The sequence below is a fragment of the Trinickia sp. NRRL B-1857 genome, assembly GCF_050470685.1.
Taxonomy (GTDB): domain Bacteria; phylum Pseudomonadota; class Gammaproteobacteria; order Burkholderiales; family Burkholderiaceae; genus Trinickia.
This window is the reverse complement of record NZ_JBFLUK010000011.1, coordinates 1209131-1223824: the sequence shown is the minus strand read 5'-3', so window position 1 is coordinate 1223824 and position 14694 is coordinate 1209131. Positions and strand designations below refer to the sequence as shown.

11 protein-coding genes are annotated in these 14694 nt (G+C 62.0%); 9 read left to right on the top strand and 2 right to left on the bottom strand.

Translation table 11 applies throughout. The features are described 5' to 3' along the window. Positions 1–2: 2 nt before the first annotated feature. From AB1286_RS26310 to AB1286_RS26285, 6 genes are read left to right on the top strand one after another with little or no spacing between them, the layout of a single operon-like run. Complete coding sequence (locus AB1286_RS26310) at positions 3–1109, top strand: ABC transporter ATP-binding protein (protein WP_430366153.1); 1107 nt, start codon at positions 3–5, stop codon at positions 1107–1109. Next, positions 1106–2668: an FAD-dependent oxidoreductase gene (locus tag AB1286_RS26305; RefSeq protein ID WP_430366152.1), complete on the top strand. Its 1563-nt coding sequence runs from the start codon at positions 1106–1108 to the stop codon at positions 2666–2668. Before AB1286_RS26310 ends, AB1286_RS26305 begins: the two co-directional genes overlap by 4 nt. Beyond that, positions 2658–3443, top strand: a complete 786-nt coding sequence (locus AB1286_RS26300) for a 3-ketoacyl-ACP reductase (RefSeq protein WP_430366151.1) — start codon at positions 2658–2660, stop codon at positions 3441–3443. The genes AB1286_RS26305 and AB1286_RS26300 overlap by 11 nt, the downstream gene beginning before the upstream one ends. A gap of 10 nt (positions 3444–3453) precedes the next feature. After that, positions 3454–5160: a GMC family oxidoreductase gene (locus AB1286_RS26295; RefSeq protein WP_430366150.1), complete on the top strand. Its 1707-nt coding sequence runs from the start codon at positions 3454–3456 to the stop codon at positions 5158–5160. 10 nt (positions 5161–5170) lie between these two features. Beyond that, on the top strand, positions 5171–6343 hold the full coding sequence (locus AB1286_RS26290) for a dihydrodipicolinate synthase family protein (protein WP_430366149.1): 1173 nt from the start codon (positions 5171–5173) through the stop codon (positions 6341–6343). 46 nt (positions 6344–6389) lie between these two features. Beyond that, positions 6390–6866, top strand: coding sequence for a heme-degrading domain-containing protein (locus AB1286_RS26285; RefSeq protein ID WP_430366148.1), 477 nt, complete (start codon positions 6390–6392; stop codon positions 6864–6866). Positions 6867–6946: 80 nt separating this feature from the next. On the opposite strand, the gene acpA is transcribed toward AB1286_RS26285, so the two are convergent. Next, entirely contained in the window at positions 6947–8530 is a 1584-nt protein-coding gene (acpA, locus tag AB1286_RS26280) for an acid phosphatase (RefSeq protein ID WP_430366147.1), read from the bottom strand. Between the two features lie 423 nt (positions 8531–8953). Here acpA and AB1286_RS26275 point away from each other — a divergent pair, with 423 nt between their 5' ends. Genes AB1286_RS26275 through AB1286_RS26265 form a run of 3 tightly spaced genes read left to right on the top strand, consistent with a single transcriptional unit; the run spans position 8954 to position 13505 of the window. Continuing rightward, on the top strand, positions 8954–11032 hold the full coding sequence (locus tag AB1286_RS26275) for an alkaline phosphatase family protein (RefSeq protein WP_430366146.1): 2079 nt from the start codon (positions 8954–8956) through the stop codon (positions 11030–11032). Positions 11033–11046: 14 nt separating this feature from the next. Continuing rightward, positions 11047–11334 carry a hypothetical protein gene (locus tag AB1286_RS26270; protein WP_430366145.1) on the top strand — a complete coding sequence of 96 codons (288 nt, stop codon included), beginning with the start codon at positions 11047–11049 and terminating at the stop codon, positions 11332–11334. Positions 11335–11369: 35 nt separating this feature from the next. Next, positions 11370–13505, top strand: coding sequence for a phosphocholine-specific phospholipase C (locus AB1286_RS26265; protein WP_430366144.1), 2136 nt, complete (start codon positions 11370–11372; stop codon positions 13503–13505). A gap of 83 nt (positions 13506–13588) precedes the next feature. Here the strand turns inward: AB1286_RS26265 and AB1286_RS26260 are convergent, their stop codons facing one another. Then, positions 13589–14464, bottom strand: coding sequence for a LysR substrate-binding domain-containing protein (locus AB1286_RS26260; RefSeq protein ID WP_430366143.1), 876 nt, complete (start codon positions 14462–14464; stop codon positions 13589–13591). Positions 14465–14694: the final 230 nt, after the last annotated feature.

Sequence of the window (14694 nt, the reverse complement as noted above, 5' to 3'; positions counted from 1 at the left end):
ACATGGCTTCGCTGCATATTTCCAATGTTCGTAAGGCATTCGGCCCGACTGAAATCCTGAAGAACATCAATATCGATGTCGGCGACGGAGATTTTCTCGTACTCGTGGGGCCGTCGGGGTGCGGAAAGTCGACGCTGCTGTCTCTGATTGCAGGTCTCGATACGATCTCCGACGGTGAGATTCGCATCGACAGCGATCGGGTCAACGACCTGCATCCGAGCGAGCGCGATATCGCGATGGTCTTTCAAAGCTACGCGCTCTATCCGAACATGACCGTGGGCGAGAACATTAGCTTCGGCCTCGAGATGCGCAAGGTTCCGAAAGCGGAGCGCAAGCAAGCCGTAGCGAATGCCGCCCGTCTATTGCAAATCGAGCACCTGCTGAATCGGCGCCCGGGGCAGCTTTCGGGAGGTCAGCGGCAACGCGTCGCCATGGGGCGAGCGCTCGTTCGCAATCCGAAAGTGTTTCTGTTCGACGAGCCGCTGTCGAATTTGGACGCCAAGCTGCGCGTGGACATGCGCACCGAGATCAAGAAGCTGCACCAGCGGCTCGGCGCGACGATCGTCTACGTGACGCACGATCAGATCGAGGCGATGACGTTGGCGACGCGCATCGCCGTGATGAAGGGCGGCGTCATTCAGCAATTCGGAACGCCTGCCGAGATATACAACGCACCGGCCAACACGTTCGTCGCTACCTTCATGGGCTCGCCCTCGATGAACCTGCTGCCTACCACGCTCGTCGCGGCCGACGGGGCATTGGCCTTGCGCATCGGCGAGGCCGGCGCGTCGCTCGACATCGCGCTTCCCGCTCAGCCGCGTGCGGTCGAACGGTATGCGGGGCAGCGCGTGATCGCCGGTCTGCGGCCGGAGGCGATCGGCGTAGAAAGCACGCGCGCGCCGGACGCGCTGCGCGAGATCGAGGTCAAAGTACTCGTGATGGAGCCGACCGGCCCCGATACCTACGCAATGCTGGAGATGGGCGGCATCGAGGTCGCGGCCCGTCTTGGCGCGGATATGCCGCACACGGCTGGGGAGCGTTGCCGGTTGAGCGTCGACTTGTCCAAGCTCGTCTTGTTCGACGCTGAAACGCAAGAGAGGATCTCGTGAAGCGGGCGGACGTGGTCATCATCGGCTCGGGCGTCGGCGGCAGTGCCGTGGCGTGGCAGCTTGCCGGGACTGGGCTCGACGTGCTCGTGCTCGAGCGCGGCGAAGCATTGCCCCGCGAGATGGAGAACTGGGACGCCGAAGCCGTATTCGGCCAACTGAGGTATCGCGCGAAGGAAACCTGGACGGACGGCGACGGCCGCAGCTATCGGCCGGGCCAGTACTACTTCGTCGGCGGGCATACGAAATTTTTCGGCACGGCGATGTTTCGGTTCCGAGAGGCGGATTTCGAGGCGCTCGAGCACGAAGAAGGCATCTCGCCGGCGTGGCCCATCAAATATGCGGACCTCGAGCCTTACTACGGTTTAGCCGAGCGGCTTTTCGGTGTGCGCGGCGCGGCAGGAGAGGATCCGACGGAGCCTTCGCGCTCGCACGGGTATGCACACGCGCCGATTCCGGACGAGCCCGTCGTCGCCCGACTGCGCCGCGCGCTACAAGAACAGGGCTTGCATCCGTTCCATATGCCGTCCGCAGTCGATTTCGGCGACGGCGGCAGTTGCATCCGCTGCGCGACCTGCGACGCATTCCCGTGCCGCATCGATGCAAAAGGCGATGCCGAAACGCGGCTACTGCGTCCTGCCCTGCAAAAGGGCGGGGTAACGCTCATGACGGGCGCGCGCGTGAGCCGGTTGGTGACCGACGCGTCCGGGCGCCGAATCGAAGCCGCGATCGTCGAAACGCGCGAAGGCACGCAGACTCTATACGGCGACCTTTTCGTTCTGTCGGCCGGTGCCGTGAACAGCGCGGCGTTGCTGCTCGCATCGAAAAACGACAAGTGGCCGCGCGGCCTTGCGAATTCGTCAGATGCGGTCGGCCGCTATTACATGAACCACAATTGCACCGCGATCCTGGCGGTCGACCCGCGCAGGGTCAACGACACGCGGTTTCCGAAGACGCTTTCGGTCAACGATTTCTACTTCGGCGGTGCGCACGATCGTTGGCCGCTAGGCAATCTGCAAATGCTCGGCAAGATCCGAGAGCCGATGCTACGCGGCGTCATGCCTTACGTTCCCGGCGTTGCGCTGCGCTACCTCGCGAACCATAGCGTCGATCTGTATGCGATGTCGGAGGATCTGCCGCGTCCCCAAAGCCGCGTCGAGGTGGGGGCGAACGGAGAAATTCGTCTTTCTTGGCGCCGAACCAATCTCAAGGCGCACGAGCGGCTAGTGCACAAGGCGAAGCGCATGCTCAAGAACGCCGGCTTCCCGCTGGTGATGAGCCGTCGATTCGGCGACGACACGCCGTCCCATCAATGCGGCACCGTGCGCTTCGGCACCGATCCGTCGACCGCACCGCTCGATACGCAGTGCAAGGCGTATGACCACGAGAACCTGTATGTGGTCGACGCCAGCTTCTTTCCCTCGTCGGCGGCGCTCAATCCCGCATTGACGATCGCCGCACAGGCGTTACGGGTGGGCGAGCATCTGCGTGCCGCGCTCGGCGCCCGGTCTACTTCGGCTGGCACGACGCCGTCGCCGCATGGAGACCATCATGTTTCGTAACGACACGCATGTGCCCACCGCACTGGTGACCGGTGGGCGCCGCGGGATTGGCCGTGCAATCGCGGTCGAACTGGCGAAGCGAGGCTATAACGTCGCTTTCACCGATGCCGCGGCCGACGCCGAAGTGCAGGCGACGCTAGCGGAGATCGAAGCCCAAGGACGCCGAGCGCTGTTCGTCGAATCGCGGCTCGACGATGTGGCCGCGCACGGGCAGGCGCTCGAGCAAGTCATCGATTGGGCGGGTGCGGTGGATTGTTTCGTCAACAACGCAGGCATCGGGTCACCCACGCGCGGCGATTTGCTCGACGTCACCCCCGAAGCGTTCGACGCCGTACTCGGCGTGAATCTGCGTGGGACGTTCTTCATGACGCAGGCACTCGCTCGACATATGCTCGCGACGCAACGAGAAGGGGGACCCGCCCGATCGATTATTTCGGTGTCCTCAGTGTCGGCAGAGATGGCTTCGCCCGAGCGCGCCGAATACTGCCTTTCGAAATCGGCACTGCCGATGTTGACTCGGTTGTTCGCGTTGCGGCTGGCCGCCTCGGGCATCGGCGTGTTCGAGGTGCGGCCCGGGATCATTCGAACGCCGATGACGGCCGCCGTCGCGCAGCGCTACGAGGCTCGATTCGAACAAGGGCTCGTGCCGATGCGCCGGTGGGGCGAAGCAAGCGATGTGGCGGCCGCCGTGGGCGTGTTGGCCGACGGGGCGTTGCGGTTCGCAACGGGCAGCGTGTTGAACGTGGACGGCGGCTTGTCCATTTCCGCCTTGTGAGGGGCGAAGCATGAATAACTTGACCTACGATTACATCATCACGGGCGGCGGTTCCGCAGGCTGCGTGCTGGCCAACCGTTTGAGCGCCGATCCATCGGTCAGCGTCTTGCTCGTGGAAGCGGGCGGCCGCGATAGTCATCCGCTCTTTCATATGCCGGCCGGCTTCGCCAAGATGACGAAGGGGATCGGGTCTTGGGGGTGGCATACGGTGCCGCAAAGGCACCTGAAAGACCGCGTACTGCGATTCACGCAGGCGAAGGTCATCGGCGGCGGGTCGTCGATCAACGCGCAAATCTATACGCGCGGCGTGCCGGACGACTACGACGAATGGGAATCGCTCGGCGGTGCTACCGGATGGCAGTACCGTGATGTCCTGCCTTATTTCAAGCGCTCGGAAGACAACGAGCGCTTCGCGAATACGTTTCACGGCTATGGCGGACCGCTCGGCGTGTCCAACCCCGTCAGCCCGTTGCCGATTTGCGAAGCCTTTTTCCGTGCCGGCCAGGACATGGGCATTCCGTTCAATGCCGACTTCAATGGAGCGGCGCAGGCGGGGCTCGGCTACTACCAACTCACTCAGCGCAATGCGCGCCGCTCGTCGGCATCGAGCAGCTTCCTCGATCCCGTCCTCGGGCGGCCGAACCTTTCCGTCTGGCTTCGAACGCAAACGTTACGCGTCGTCGTGAAAAGCGAGCGCGCGATCGGCGTCGAAATCGTCACAGGCGACGAGCGCACGCCGAAGCTCGTACGGGCCCGGCGCGATGTGATCGTTTCGTCGGGCGCCATCGGTAGCCCGAAGCTTTTGTTGCAGTCCGGCATCGGCCCCGCCGCGCATTTGGAAGCCGTAGGCGTGCGCCCGTTGCACAACTTGCCCGGCGTGGGTGAGAACTTGCAGGATCACCTCGACTTGTTCGTCATCGCCGAATGCACAGGAGAGCACACATACGACAAGTACAACAAGCTGCATCACGCAGCGGTCGCCGGGCTTCAATATCTCGTGCAGAAAAAGGGACCCGTGGCCTCAAGCCTCTTTGAAACAGGAGGGTTCTGGTATGCGGACGGCCTCGATTCCACCGCGCGCTCGCCGGATATTCAGTTGCATCTGGGTCTCGGTTCGGGGATCGAAGCGGGGATGGCGAAGCTGCAACACGCCGGCGTCACGTTGAACACGGCGTTTTTGCGCCCCCGCTCGCGCGGCACCGTACGTCTCGCGAACGCCGACCCCGCAAGCGCGCCGTTGATCGACCCGAACTACTGGGCCGATCCTGAAGACCGGGCGGCCTCGCTCAAGGGATTGCGGTTGGCGCGCGAACTCATGGCGCAGCGCGCACTTTCGCCCTTCGTCCAATCGGAGGTGCTGCCCGGCGCCGCCGTGCAATCGGACGCCGATTTGTTCGACTACGCGTGCGCGAACGCCAAGACCGACCACCACCCGGTAGGGACGTGCCGAATGGGCGATCCTAACTCGCCCGAGAGCGTCGTTGCCCCTGACTTGCGCGTAATCGGTATCGAAGGTCTGCGGGTGGTCGACGCGTCCGTGATGCCGTTCATCCCGTCGTGCAATACGAACGCGCCGACGATTATGGTCGCCGAGAAAGCGGCCGACCTGATCATCGGCAAAGGTCCCGTCTCGGAATCGTCCCTCCCGCGTGCGGAAGATGCCCAACGATCGGCGACGCGGGTAGGGCACGTGAACCACGCATTGATCGCTTCTTGAGAGACAAAACATGCAGATCCTATTGCCGGCCGGCGACGCCGAACTGTGTCGCTACACCCTGAAGCATGCGGAGCCTCGCGCCGCGCACGGCGATACCGGCGCGTTCGGCCGTGTTGCCTATGCGGCCGCTCACGTCGTGATCAACCCCCATGCGGAATACCAGCCGTGGTCGAGTTCGCCCACGATCGACTGGGACCGTACCTTGGCGTTTCGTACCTACCTTTACGGACTCGGCTTCAAAGTCGCGGAAGCGATGGACACTGCTCAGCGCGGCATGGGCCTCGGCTGGCCCGGCGCGGCCGAGCTGATTCGGCGCAGCGTCGCGCATGCACGCACGATCGACGGCGCGGATCTCGCTTGCGGTGCCGGAACCGACCAACTCGACGATCGAGTCCGTCATAGCCTGTCCGATGTGATCGCCGCCTACCAAGCGCAATTCGAAGTCATCGAACATGCCGGAGGCCGCTCGGTCATGATGGCCAGCCGTGCGCTTTGCGCAGCCGCGCGATCGCGGGACGATTACGTCAGCGTCTACGATGCGGTGCTCGCACAAAGCAATCGCAAAGTCGTCCTGCATTGGCTCGGCGATGCATTCGATGCTTCGCTGGCTGGATATTGGGGAAGCCGCGACGTGCGCGAGGCAATGCGTACCGTACTCGACATCGTCCGGTTGCATCAAGCGAAGATCGAAGGAATCAAGATCTCGCTGCTCAACGCCGAGTACGAACGCGAGTTGCGTGCGCACTTACCCGAGGGCGTACGCATGTATACGGGCGACGACTTCAACTACGGCGACCTTATCGCAGGGGACAGCACGGGGGTATCGCATGCGCTGCTCGGCATCTTCGATCCGATAGCGCCCGTTGCGGCACAAGCGATGAGGGCACTTGGACGAGGCGACTTGGCCGGATATCGTGACATCATCATGCCGACCCAGACGCTGTCGCGCGAACTGTTCTGCGCACCGACGCAGTACTACAAAGCGGGCGTGGTTTTCCTTGCCTGGCTCAATGGGCATCAAGACCACTTTTCGATGGCGGCCGGCATGGAGTCGGCGCGGTCGGTGCAGCATTTCGCCCGTCTGTTCCGTGAAGCCGATACGTGCGGCGTGCTGATCGATCCGGAACTCTCGGTGCGGCGGATGAAAGCATACCTTGGCGTTCATGCGGGTATCGACGCCTAGCCGTAGGCGCGAGCCGATTAGATCGAAGTAGACACAGGAGTGAAACATGGCGAAGGTCGCTGCCGCCCCTAGGATTGAGACATTCGACGAGCAAGCCGCGCGTACGACGTTGCCCACGTTCGGAGCAGAGGTCGCGCGCAAGCTGGGCGAAATCGCGGTCAACATCGCGGCGCGCCGTACGTTGCCTATTGTCGTGAGCGTGAAGAGCATGCACCGCACACTGTTTTACTGCGCGTTGGAAGGAAGCTGCGCGGACAACGACAAATGGATACGGCGTAAAGAAAATACTGTCTTGCATTTCGGCAAGAGCTCGCTCGAGGTAGGGACTATGTTGCGGCGAGAAGGTCGGACGTTAGCCGAGTCGGGGCTTTCCGAGGAGCACTACACCGTCTATGGCGGAGGGGTACCCTTGCGGGTGGCGAGCGCGGGCATCGTGGGGGTGATGTCCGTCTCGGGTCTCGAAGACTTCAAAGACCACGAACTTGTGATCGAGACGCTGAGCTGGCATCTAGACGCAAAGTAGGCACGAGGGCCGGCGCGCTCACGCGTGCCGGCCCTTGCGATTGAAGCTACACCGTTTCGATCGCTTAAGGCGTTAAGACCTTAAGGAGCCTGAGTAAAATCGAACGCGTTGGTCAGATCGCCGGTGGCCGGACGGAAGCCTGCCAACGGCTTCAGGTTGAAGCGCTTCGTGATGAACTTCAAGATCGACGCCGTATCGTAGTAGGTGTGATCGACATAGCCCTTCTTCGCGTACGGCGAGATCACGACGGCGGGGATACGTGAACCCGGACCCCAGCGGTCACCCGTGGGCGGCGTTACGTGGTCGAAGAAGCCGCCGAATTCGTCGGTCGTCACGACGATCGCCATATGCGCCCACTGCGGGCTCTTCTGCAAGGTGCCGATCACGTTGGCCAGGTCGGCATCGGCGCTTTCTACGTCCGAATAGCCTGGGTGAGCATTGAGGTTACCCGCCGGCTTATAGAACGACACCGGAGGCAACGTGCCGTTTGCCGCGTCGCTCAGCATGTTCGTGGCGTCTTGCAAGTGGTTGGCGCGCTCGGTTTGTCCCTGCGGCGTCGTCGGGTCGAAACGCGAGTAGTAGTTGAACGGCTGGTGATGGGGCTCGAAATCCGGTTGGCCCGGCGTTTCCGTCCAGATCAGCTTGTAGTTCTTGCTGTCGCGGACGGTGAGACCTTCCACGAGCGCGTTGTTCCATTGACCCGCATACCATTTCCAATTGACGCCGGCCGAGGTCAGCGTATCGCCGATCGTCGTGAATTTGGTCGAGTCGATCGGCGGCAATACGGCAGAGCCTTCGTAGGCATCGCCCGCGGGGTTGGCCAACCGCACGTCCTGGCCGGCCGCCGAAGGCGCCGCGCTCGGCTGATACGGCGGCAGGATCGTATTGATCGCATAGCCGTCGGGGGTCACCGAACCGTCGTGGACAAATTTGACTTGGCCTTGGTTCGCGCTCGCCGGCGACGTCGGATCGATCACCAGGGCCTTGCCGCTGGCGTCCACGGTCGCGATTTCGCTGGCCGGTGCGTTGGGGTAGGTCGGGGCGCAAGCGCAGACGAGGTATTGGTGGTTCAGGAACGAACCGCCGAACGCACCCTGGAAGAAGTTGTCGGCCAACGTATATTGCTGAGCGAGCTTATAGAGACTCAGGCCCGAACCGTCGTAGTAGCCCATGACGTAGCCGCCGCGATTCGAATAGGCAGCGAACATGTTGTTGGCGCCGCCGTTGATCTGCATCTGGTGTTGATAGAAACGATGCACGAGATCCGGCCCGACCACACTCATCGTGCTGTTGATCGGCGGGGCGTCCAAGCGGAAAGGCGCATTGGGCAGCGTGCTGACAAGACCCAGCGAAGGATCGGTTTCACTTCCCCAAACGGCGGGCAGCTTCGTCAGTACGGTTTTGCCGTCAAAATTGACCTGGGCGTTGGCCGCCACGACGTTGCTAAGGCCGTTCGCGCCGGGGAAGTTGCCGAACAGGTTGTCGAAGGAGCGGTTTTCCAGATAGATGACGACAACGTTCTGAACTTTGCTGATATCCCCCGTGTTGGCCGCCGGCGTGTCATTGCTGGAGCTATTGCAGCCAGCTAGCGATACGAGCAGGACCGATCCCGCAACAATGGCGCGAAGCGCAAGCGTAATCGGTCGCAAACGGTTTGCTTCCATGGTTCTTACCTTTATTTTTTAAAAATAGCAAACGAGCAAGGCAGAGCTGCCGTCACTCACATCACCCCAAAAATCGACAAAACTCCACAAAGAGCGGATGAATTAGTCGTGGCGACAGAGCCTATGCATCGACCGTGACAATTTCATAAAAAATATTAGAGCGCATGCAAATAAGCGCGCGGTCTATCGGGCAGGCCGCTCAATCGTGGATATCACCCAAAAAAGCTGATGGTTCTATCGGGATGCTTTAGCCAAAACATTATCGAACTTTAAGGAATAGGAAGTAATAAAGCATGGTGTAATCGCAAAAAATAAATAGCTGTATAGGCACGCTTTAGCGAAAAGAAATACTGTTATCGCATGCCTCCTCCAGAATTGCGGCAGTTCTCCGGGCGTGCTTGGAGATTCCAATTTGGGGGATACATGCAAAAGACGACTCTCGCACGATGCCTGTGCGGGCTGACTTTGATCGCTGCGCTCAGCGCGTGCGGCGGCAATACCGGCTCGAACAGTCCGGCGTCCGGCAATTCGATCAGCGGTGGCGACGGCAACTCCACTGCACCTGTTCAGCCGGTCGCGAACCGCGCGCTCGTGATCGAACTCGACGGTTTCACTTATGCGGCGCTGTCGGCCGGTATGGCGAACGGTTCACTGCCCAATCTCGCCAAACTGCACGCGGCACCTGCATACAGCGGCGGCGTCAACGGCACCCTCACGCAGCAGCCGAATCTCGACATGCCGAGTTGGGCCACACTGTTGACCGGCGCTTGGGGCAATCGTCATCAGGTGCTATCCAATTCCACGAGTCAGGCGCTTCAGGCACCGACCGCCTTCGAGATGCTGAAGAGTGCGCACGCGGGCGTCTTCGGCGCGGCGGTCAGCTCGGCCGGCCTCGCATCGCTGCTGGGAAGCAACCGCGACACGGGCAGCCTCGATACGCTCGTGAACTGTGCGTCGGTCGACAGCTGCGTGACCCAGCAAAGTGTGGCGATGATCGACAACGGCTACGCGCTGGTCTTGGCGCAATATCACTCGGCGCAAGATGCCGCACTGAACTACGGTCTCGGCGCGTCCGCCTATACGGGCGCGCTGAAACAGCTCGACGCGGCTGTCGGCGCGCTTGCCGCAGAAACCGCCAAGCGTACGAACGAGAAGTGGTTGATCGTCGTCACGGGCGGGCATGGGTTGAACGCAGCGGGGGGCAGCGACGGTTTGCCGTTGCTGCCCGAATCGACGACGTTCGTTGCAATGAACCAACCCGACAACGGCCGGCTCGGCAGCGCCGCGCAGCCCACATCGCTCGCCGATCTCCAAACGCGTTCGAGCATTGCCGACATCGCCCCGACCGTGCTCGCCCAACTGCAAGCGCTGCCGACGTCGTCGGCTTATGAAATGGATGGGGGCGAGTTGGTCGGTGCTCAGCCTGTCTCGCAGTTCGCCGCCGCCCCGAGCGCGGACGGCCAGAGCTTAGTGCTTTCGTGGAAAGCGCCCGCGACCGGTGCAATCGGTCTCTGGCGCGCAGGCAAGCAAATCGCGACGCTGCCCGCGGGCACGACGACCTACACCGACAGCCAACTCGGCCTGACCGCGGCAGGCACCTACAGTTTCGACTATGTGGTGACAGCGGGCGCCGCGTCGGTCGGCGGGATCCAGCGCATCGCATTCGCTCCGCCGCCACCTCCGCCGCCTCCGCTCGCGACAACACTGAAGAACGGTCTGGCGTCGTACTACCCGTTCGGGGCACTGCCGGGCATCGATTCGCTGAGCGCGAGCACGATGGCCCCGTTCGCCGCCGACGCAAACGGCGGCTCGTTGACCGCCGATCCGTTCGGTAGTCAGGGGCTCCAGGTGACGACGCAGACTGTCGATACGAGCGGCTATGACGGATACAAGCTCGTCCAAAACGCCGATATTACGACGCAACCGCAATTCACGATCGGTATGTGGCTTAAGACACCGTGCAGCGATGTCGTCGGGTACGGCACGCCGGTCTTTGCCAACAAGAACTGGCAAAGCGGGCGCAATCCCGGTGTCGCGATCGGCTTGTTCCCGCAGGCATCGGGCACCTGCAACATCCAGTACAACGCAGGTGACGGCACGAACCGCGACGACTTGAAAACCATGAACGTGACCGCGAACAAGTGGGTGTATGCGGCCTTCGTGATCGACACCGTCGGCAAGACCATGACGGCCTACACGTTCGACCCGGTGCTCGGAGAACAAAAACAGAGCACGCCGCTGACGGTGTCGGTCTCGGCGCTGCCCGGCCTCGGCACGAAAACATTCGGCGTGAACGAAGATGGGACGGGTCAATACCACATGCTCGCTTGCGGCCAACCGGCCAGCTATTACGCCGGCGGCTACACGGTCAACTCATGTACGACCGTCTCGCCGAACGTTGAAAGCTTCTCGGATATCGCGATCTGGAACCGCGTCGTGACAGAGGCGGAGCTGCAATCGATCGTGGGCTCGGGCAAACCGCTGTCTTCGATCCTTCACTGAGGGAGTGCCGAGAAATGAACGCAATCCTATCGCGTCGCTTGGGCGGTATCCGCCGCCTTCGTGGAACGGCCGCCCTTGGTGCCCTTTGCCTGCTGAGTGCGGTGCTCGCGGGATGCAACGGCGACACCTCCGACAACAGTACTTCGGCCGCCACGAAGGCGAACGCCGCGCCCGCTGGAGCAGGTGGCGCGAGCGCGCCGGTGCCGATCGTCGCGCTGCCCGGTGCCGGTCCATGCCCCGCGTCCGGAACCACGGCGTTGCAATCGCCGTCGCTGAATTCCCAGTTGCGCTGTGCGCCGTAACGCGTGCGCCCTTACGAGACGATCCATTTTCGACCATGACTCATATTGACCGTCGTTCGTTTCTCCGTGCCGCTGCCGCCGGCACCGCTTTCGCCATGTTTCCGCCCGCGATCCGCCGCGCGCTTGCCATTCCGGCCCATAGCCCGACCGGCACGATCAACGACGTTCAGCACGTCGTGATCTTCATGCAGGAGAACCGCTCCTTCGATCATTATTTCGGCACGATGCCCGGCGTGCGCGGCTTCGGCGATCGCTTCACGATCCCGCAGCCGGGGGGCGTGCCTGTTTGGCAGCAAAGCGACGGCGCGCGCAGCTTGTTGCCGTTTTATTTGGATAGTACGAAGGGGAACGCGTTGCTTGTCGGCGGCGCACACTCGTGGACCGATGCGCACGCCGCTTGGGATAACGGCCGAATGGCGGCGTGGCCCGCTGCGAAGGGCGAGATGTCGATGGGGTATCTGCGGCCGGCCGACCTACCGTTTCATTTCGCGCTCGCGAACGCGTTCACGATCTGCGATGCGTACCACTGCTCCTTGCATGGAGGTACGAACTCCAACCGCATCTTTCAGTGGACCGGCACGAACGGCGCGACCGCTTCGAACACGGCCGTCGTGAACAACAACGGCTGGGACAGTTTCGGCCCATCCGCGACGGGGCTCACGTGGACGACGTATCCCGAACGGTTGCAGGCGTCCGGCGTAAGTTGGAAGGTCTACCAGAACATGCCGGACAACTACACCGACAATCCGCTTGCGGGTTTCGCGACGTTCCGCAAAGTCAACGAGACCGTACCGGGCTCGCCCGACGTACCGTACACGCCCGCGATGGAGGCGCTGTCGCCGCTGTATAAGGGAATCGGCAACACCATGCCCGACGGCGGATTCTTGCAGGCGCTGGCGGATGACATCGCGGTCGGCCGGATGCCGCAGGTCAGTTGGATCGTCTCGCCGCAGGCGTACTGCGAGCATCCGGGCGTATCGACGCCCGGGCAGGGCGCTTACTACCTACAGCGTCTGCTCGATACGCTCACTGCCAACCCGGATATCTGGAGCAAGACCGTGCTCTTCGTCAATTACGACGAGAACGACTGCTTCTTCGATCACATGCCCCCGCCGAACCCGCCGTCGCGTAACGCGGACGGTACTTATGCGGGCAAATCGACGGCGAGTACCGAACACGAGTATTTCACGGTACCGAATCCGCCCGGCGACGATTCGCCGCTCGCGCCGGACGGCCGAACGTACGGCCCGGGCCCGCGCGTGCCGATGTTCGTCGTATCGCCGTGGAGTACGGGTGGGTGGGTCAACTCGGAAGTGTTCGACCACACGTCGGTACTGCGCTTTCTCGAGCAGCGTTTCGGTGTGCAGGAGCCGAATATCAGTGCGTGGCGCCGGGCTGTCTGCGGCGATCTGACATCGGCGTTCAATTTCAAGACTCCGAACGCAAACCCGACTACATCGCTGCCGGCGCCGAGCAAGGCCTCGGCCGATGCACAAAACGCGCAGCAAAGCCTGCTGGGTGCAGTACCGGTACCGCCGGTCAATGCACAGCAGATGCCGGCACAGCAGCAGGGCACACGCCCATCGCGCGCGCTGCCGTACGAATTGCATACGAGCGCGAGCGCCGATACAAGCGGGGGCCTGCTGTGGCTAACGTTCAGCAATACGGGCACCGCCGGCGCGGTGTTTCATGTCTACGACAAGCTGCATCTCGATCGCGCGCCGCGCCGATACACCGTCGAAGCAGGCAAGCAGATCTCGGATTCTTGGCGAGCGATGGCCGACGATGCGGGCAACTACGATCTATGGGTGCTTGGGCCAAACGGCTTTCTGCGGGAATTTCAGGGCAACGTCGCGAAAGGCGCGACCGGACCGGTGACCGAGGTGCGCGTTTGCTACGATCCGGCGAACGACGCCGTGTACTTGACGATCATGAACGTCGGCAATGCGACGAGTCAGGTGACCGTCACGTCCAACGCGTATCGCACCGATGGTCCGTGGACCTATGCGGTGCCGGCCGGAATGCAAGTCGAACCGTACTGGACGCTTGCCGCCTCGAGCGGTTGGTATGACTTCACGTTGACGGCCGAAAACGGGCTCATGCGACGCTTCGCCGGGCGCATCGAGACGGGCAAGGACGGCATTAGCGATCCGGCGATAATCGTTAGCTAACGAAGAGGGCCGCGTTGCTGTTGCGCTCGTGCACTCTTGCGAGCGCGGCGCACGCGGCGATCCGTTGGTCTCGCTCGATGCGCCTACGCTCGCTCGCTTTTGTCAGCGATGTTGGCGATGAATGCGGTGATGAGGCGAGTGCCTGCACGTGCGTCGAGGTAATACAGGTATTCGCCCATCGACGGCATGTCGTCGACGATGGCCACTGCTCGCAGATCGGGATACGCGCCAACTTCGCCGCGCGGCATGAGCGTGCACCCCATATCGCAGCGAACGGCCTCGCGTACTGCCTCGCGGCTACCCAGTTCGATCACGCTCGAGGGTAGTTCGACGCCCGCTTGCTTCAATACGTGCTCCATCAGCACGCGTGTGCGTGAACCCGGTTCGCGCAGTAGCAGCGGATGCCCGGTCAATTCTGTCAGCGAGAGTGTGTCGCGCGACGCAAAAGGATGAGAAGGGTGGACGACGGCGACAAGGCGATCGTTCGCGATGGTGTGCCGTACGAACCGCGGGTCGTCGTTTTGTTGAGACGACACCGCGATGTCGACACGAAAATCCACTAATGCATCGAGCACCTGTTGGGAGTTGCCGATTTCGATGCTGATTTTGACGGCGGGGTATTGGCGTCGAAATGCCGCAATCGCAGGGAGGATATAAAACGGGCCCGTCGTGCCGACGCGTAGGGTGCCTGTTCGCAACTCTTGCTCATTGCGTAGTGCGAAATCGATGTCGTTCTCGATTTGCAGCATTTGCCCGATTAGCGGCATTAGCGATGCGCCGGCGTCGCTTAGGTCGAGCCGATTGCCTCGGCGATAAAAAAGCTCGACGCCATAGTGACGCTCGAGCTGCTGGATTCGCGAGGTGATAGTCGGTTGACTGACGTCGAGCCGTTTCGCCGCAGCGGTCACGCTGCCTTGGCGAGCGGTTTCGTAAAAGGCGGCGACGAGCAGGGCAAGCATGGTGAGGCCAAGGGAGGAATGCGCGAATGTTACCGGCGACACGTGACAATTAAGTGTCAGCTTAATGTAATGCTGCTTTTAAAAATTTTTAACATTTCATGCTTTTAGGTCGGAAGAATAACGTGCACCGACGAAGACCTTAGCCTATGATGTCCCGACGAGCCGTAGACCGGCGGACGCAATAACGCCCGAGTAGCGCCCGACGTCAATTTGCACCGGCGGCAATTTGG

Excerpts from the sequence above, each read along its gene's own strand:
- AB1286_RS26310 (WP_430366153.1), top strand. The coding sequence starts at position 3 with ATGGCTTCGCTGCATATTTCCAATGTTCGTAAGGCATTCGGCCCGACT.
- AB1286_RS26300 (WP_430366151.1), top strand. The coding sequence starts at position 2,658 with ATGTTTCGTAACGACACGCATGTGCCCACCGCACTGGTGACCGGTGGG.
- AB1286_RS26265 (WP_430366144.1), top strand. The coding sequence starts at position 11,370 with ATGACTCATATTGACCGTCGTTCGTTTCTCCGTGCCGCTGCCGCCGGC.
- AB1286_RS26275 (WP_430366146.1), top strand. The coding sequence starts at position 8,954 with ATGCAAAAGACGACTCTCGCACGATGCCTGTGCGGGCTGACTTTGATC.
- AB1286_RS26295 (WP_430366150.1), top strand. The coding sequence starts at position 3,454 with ATGAATAACTTGACCTACGATTACATCATCACGGGCGGCGGTTCCGCA.
- AB1286_RS26270 (WP_430366145.1), top strand. The coding sequence starts at position 11,047 with ATGAACGCAATCCTATCGCGTCGCTTGGGCGGTATCCGCCGCCTTCGT.
- AB1286_RS26285 (WP_430366148.1), top strand. The coding sequence starts at position 6,390 with ATGGCGAAGGTCGCTGCCGCCCCTAGGATTGAGACATTCGACGAGCAA.
- AB1286_RS26260 (WP_430366143.1), bottom strand. The coding sequence starts at position 14,464 with ATGCTTGCCCTGCTCGTCGCCGCCTTTTACGAAACCGCTCGCCAAGGC.
- AB1286_RS26290 (WP_430366149.1), top strand. The coding sequence starts at position 5,171 with ATGCAGATCCTATTGCCGGCCGGCGACGCCGAACTGTGTCGCTACACC.
- acpA (WP_430366147.1), bottom strand. The coding sequence starts at position 8,530 with ATGGAAGCAAACCGTTTGCGACCGATTACGCTTGCGCTTCGCGCCATT.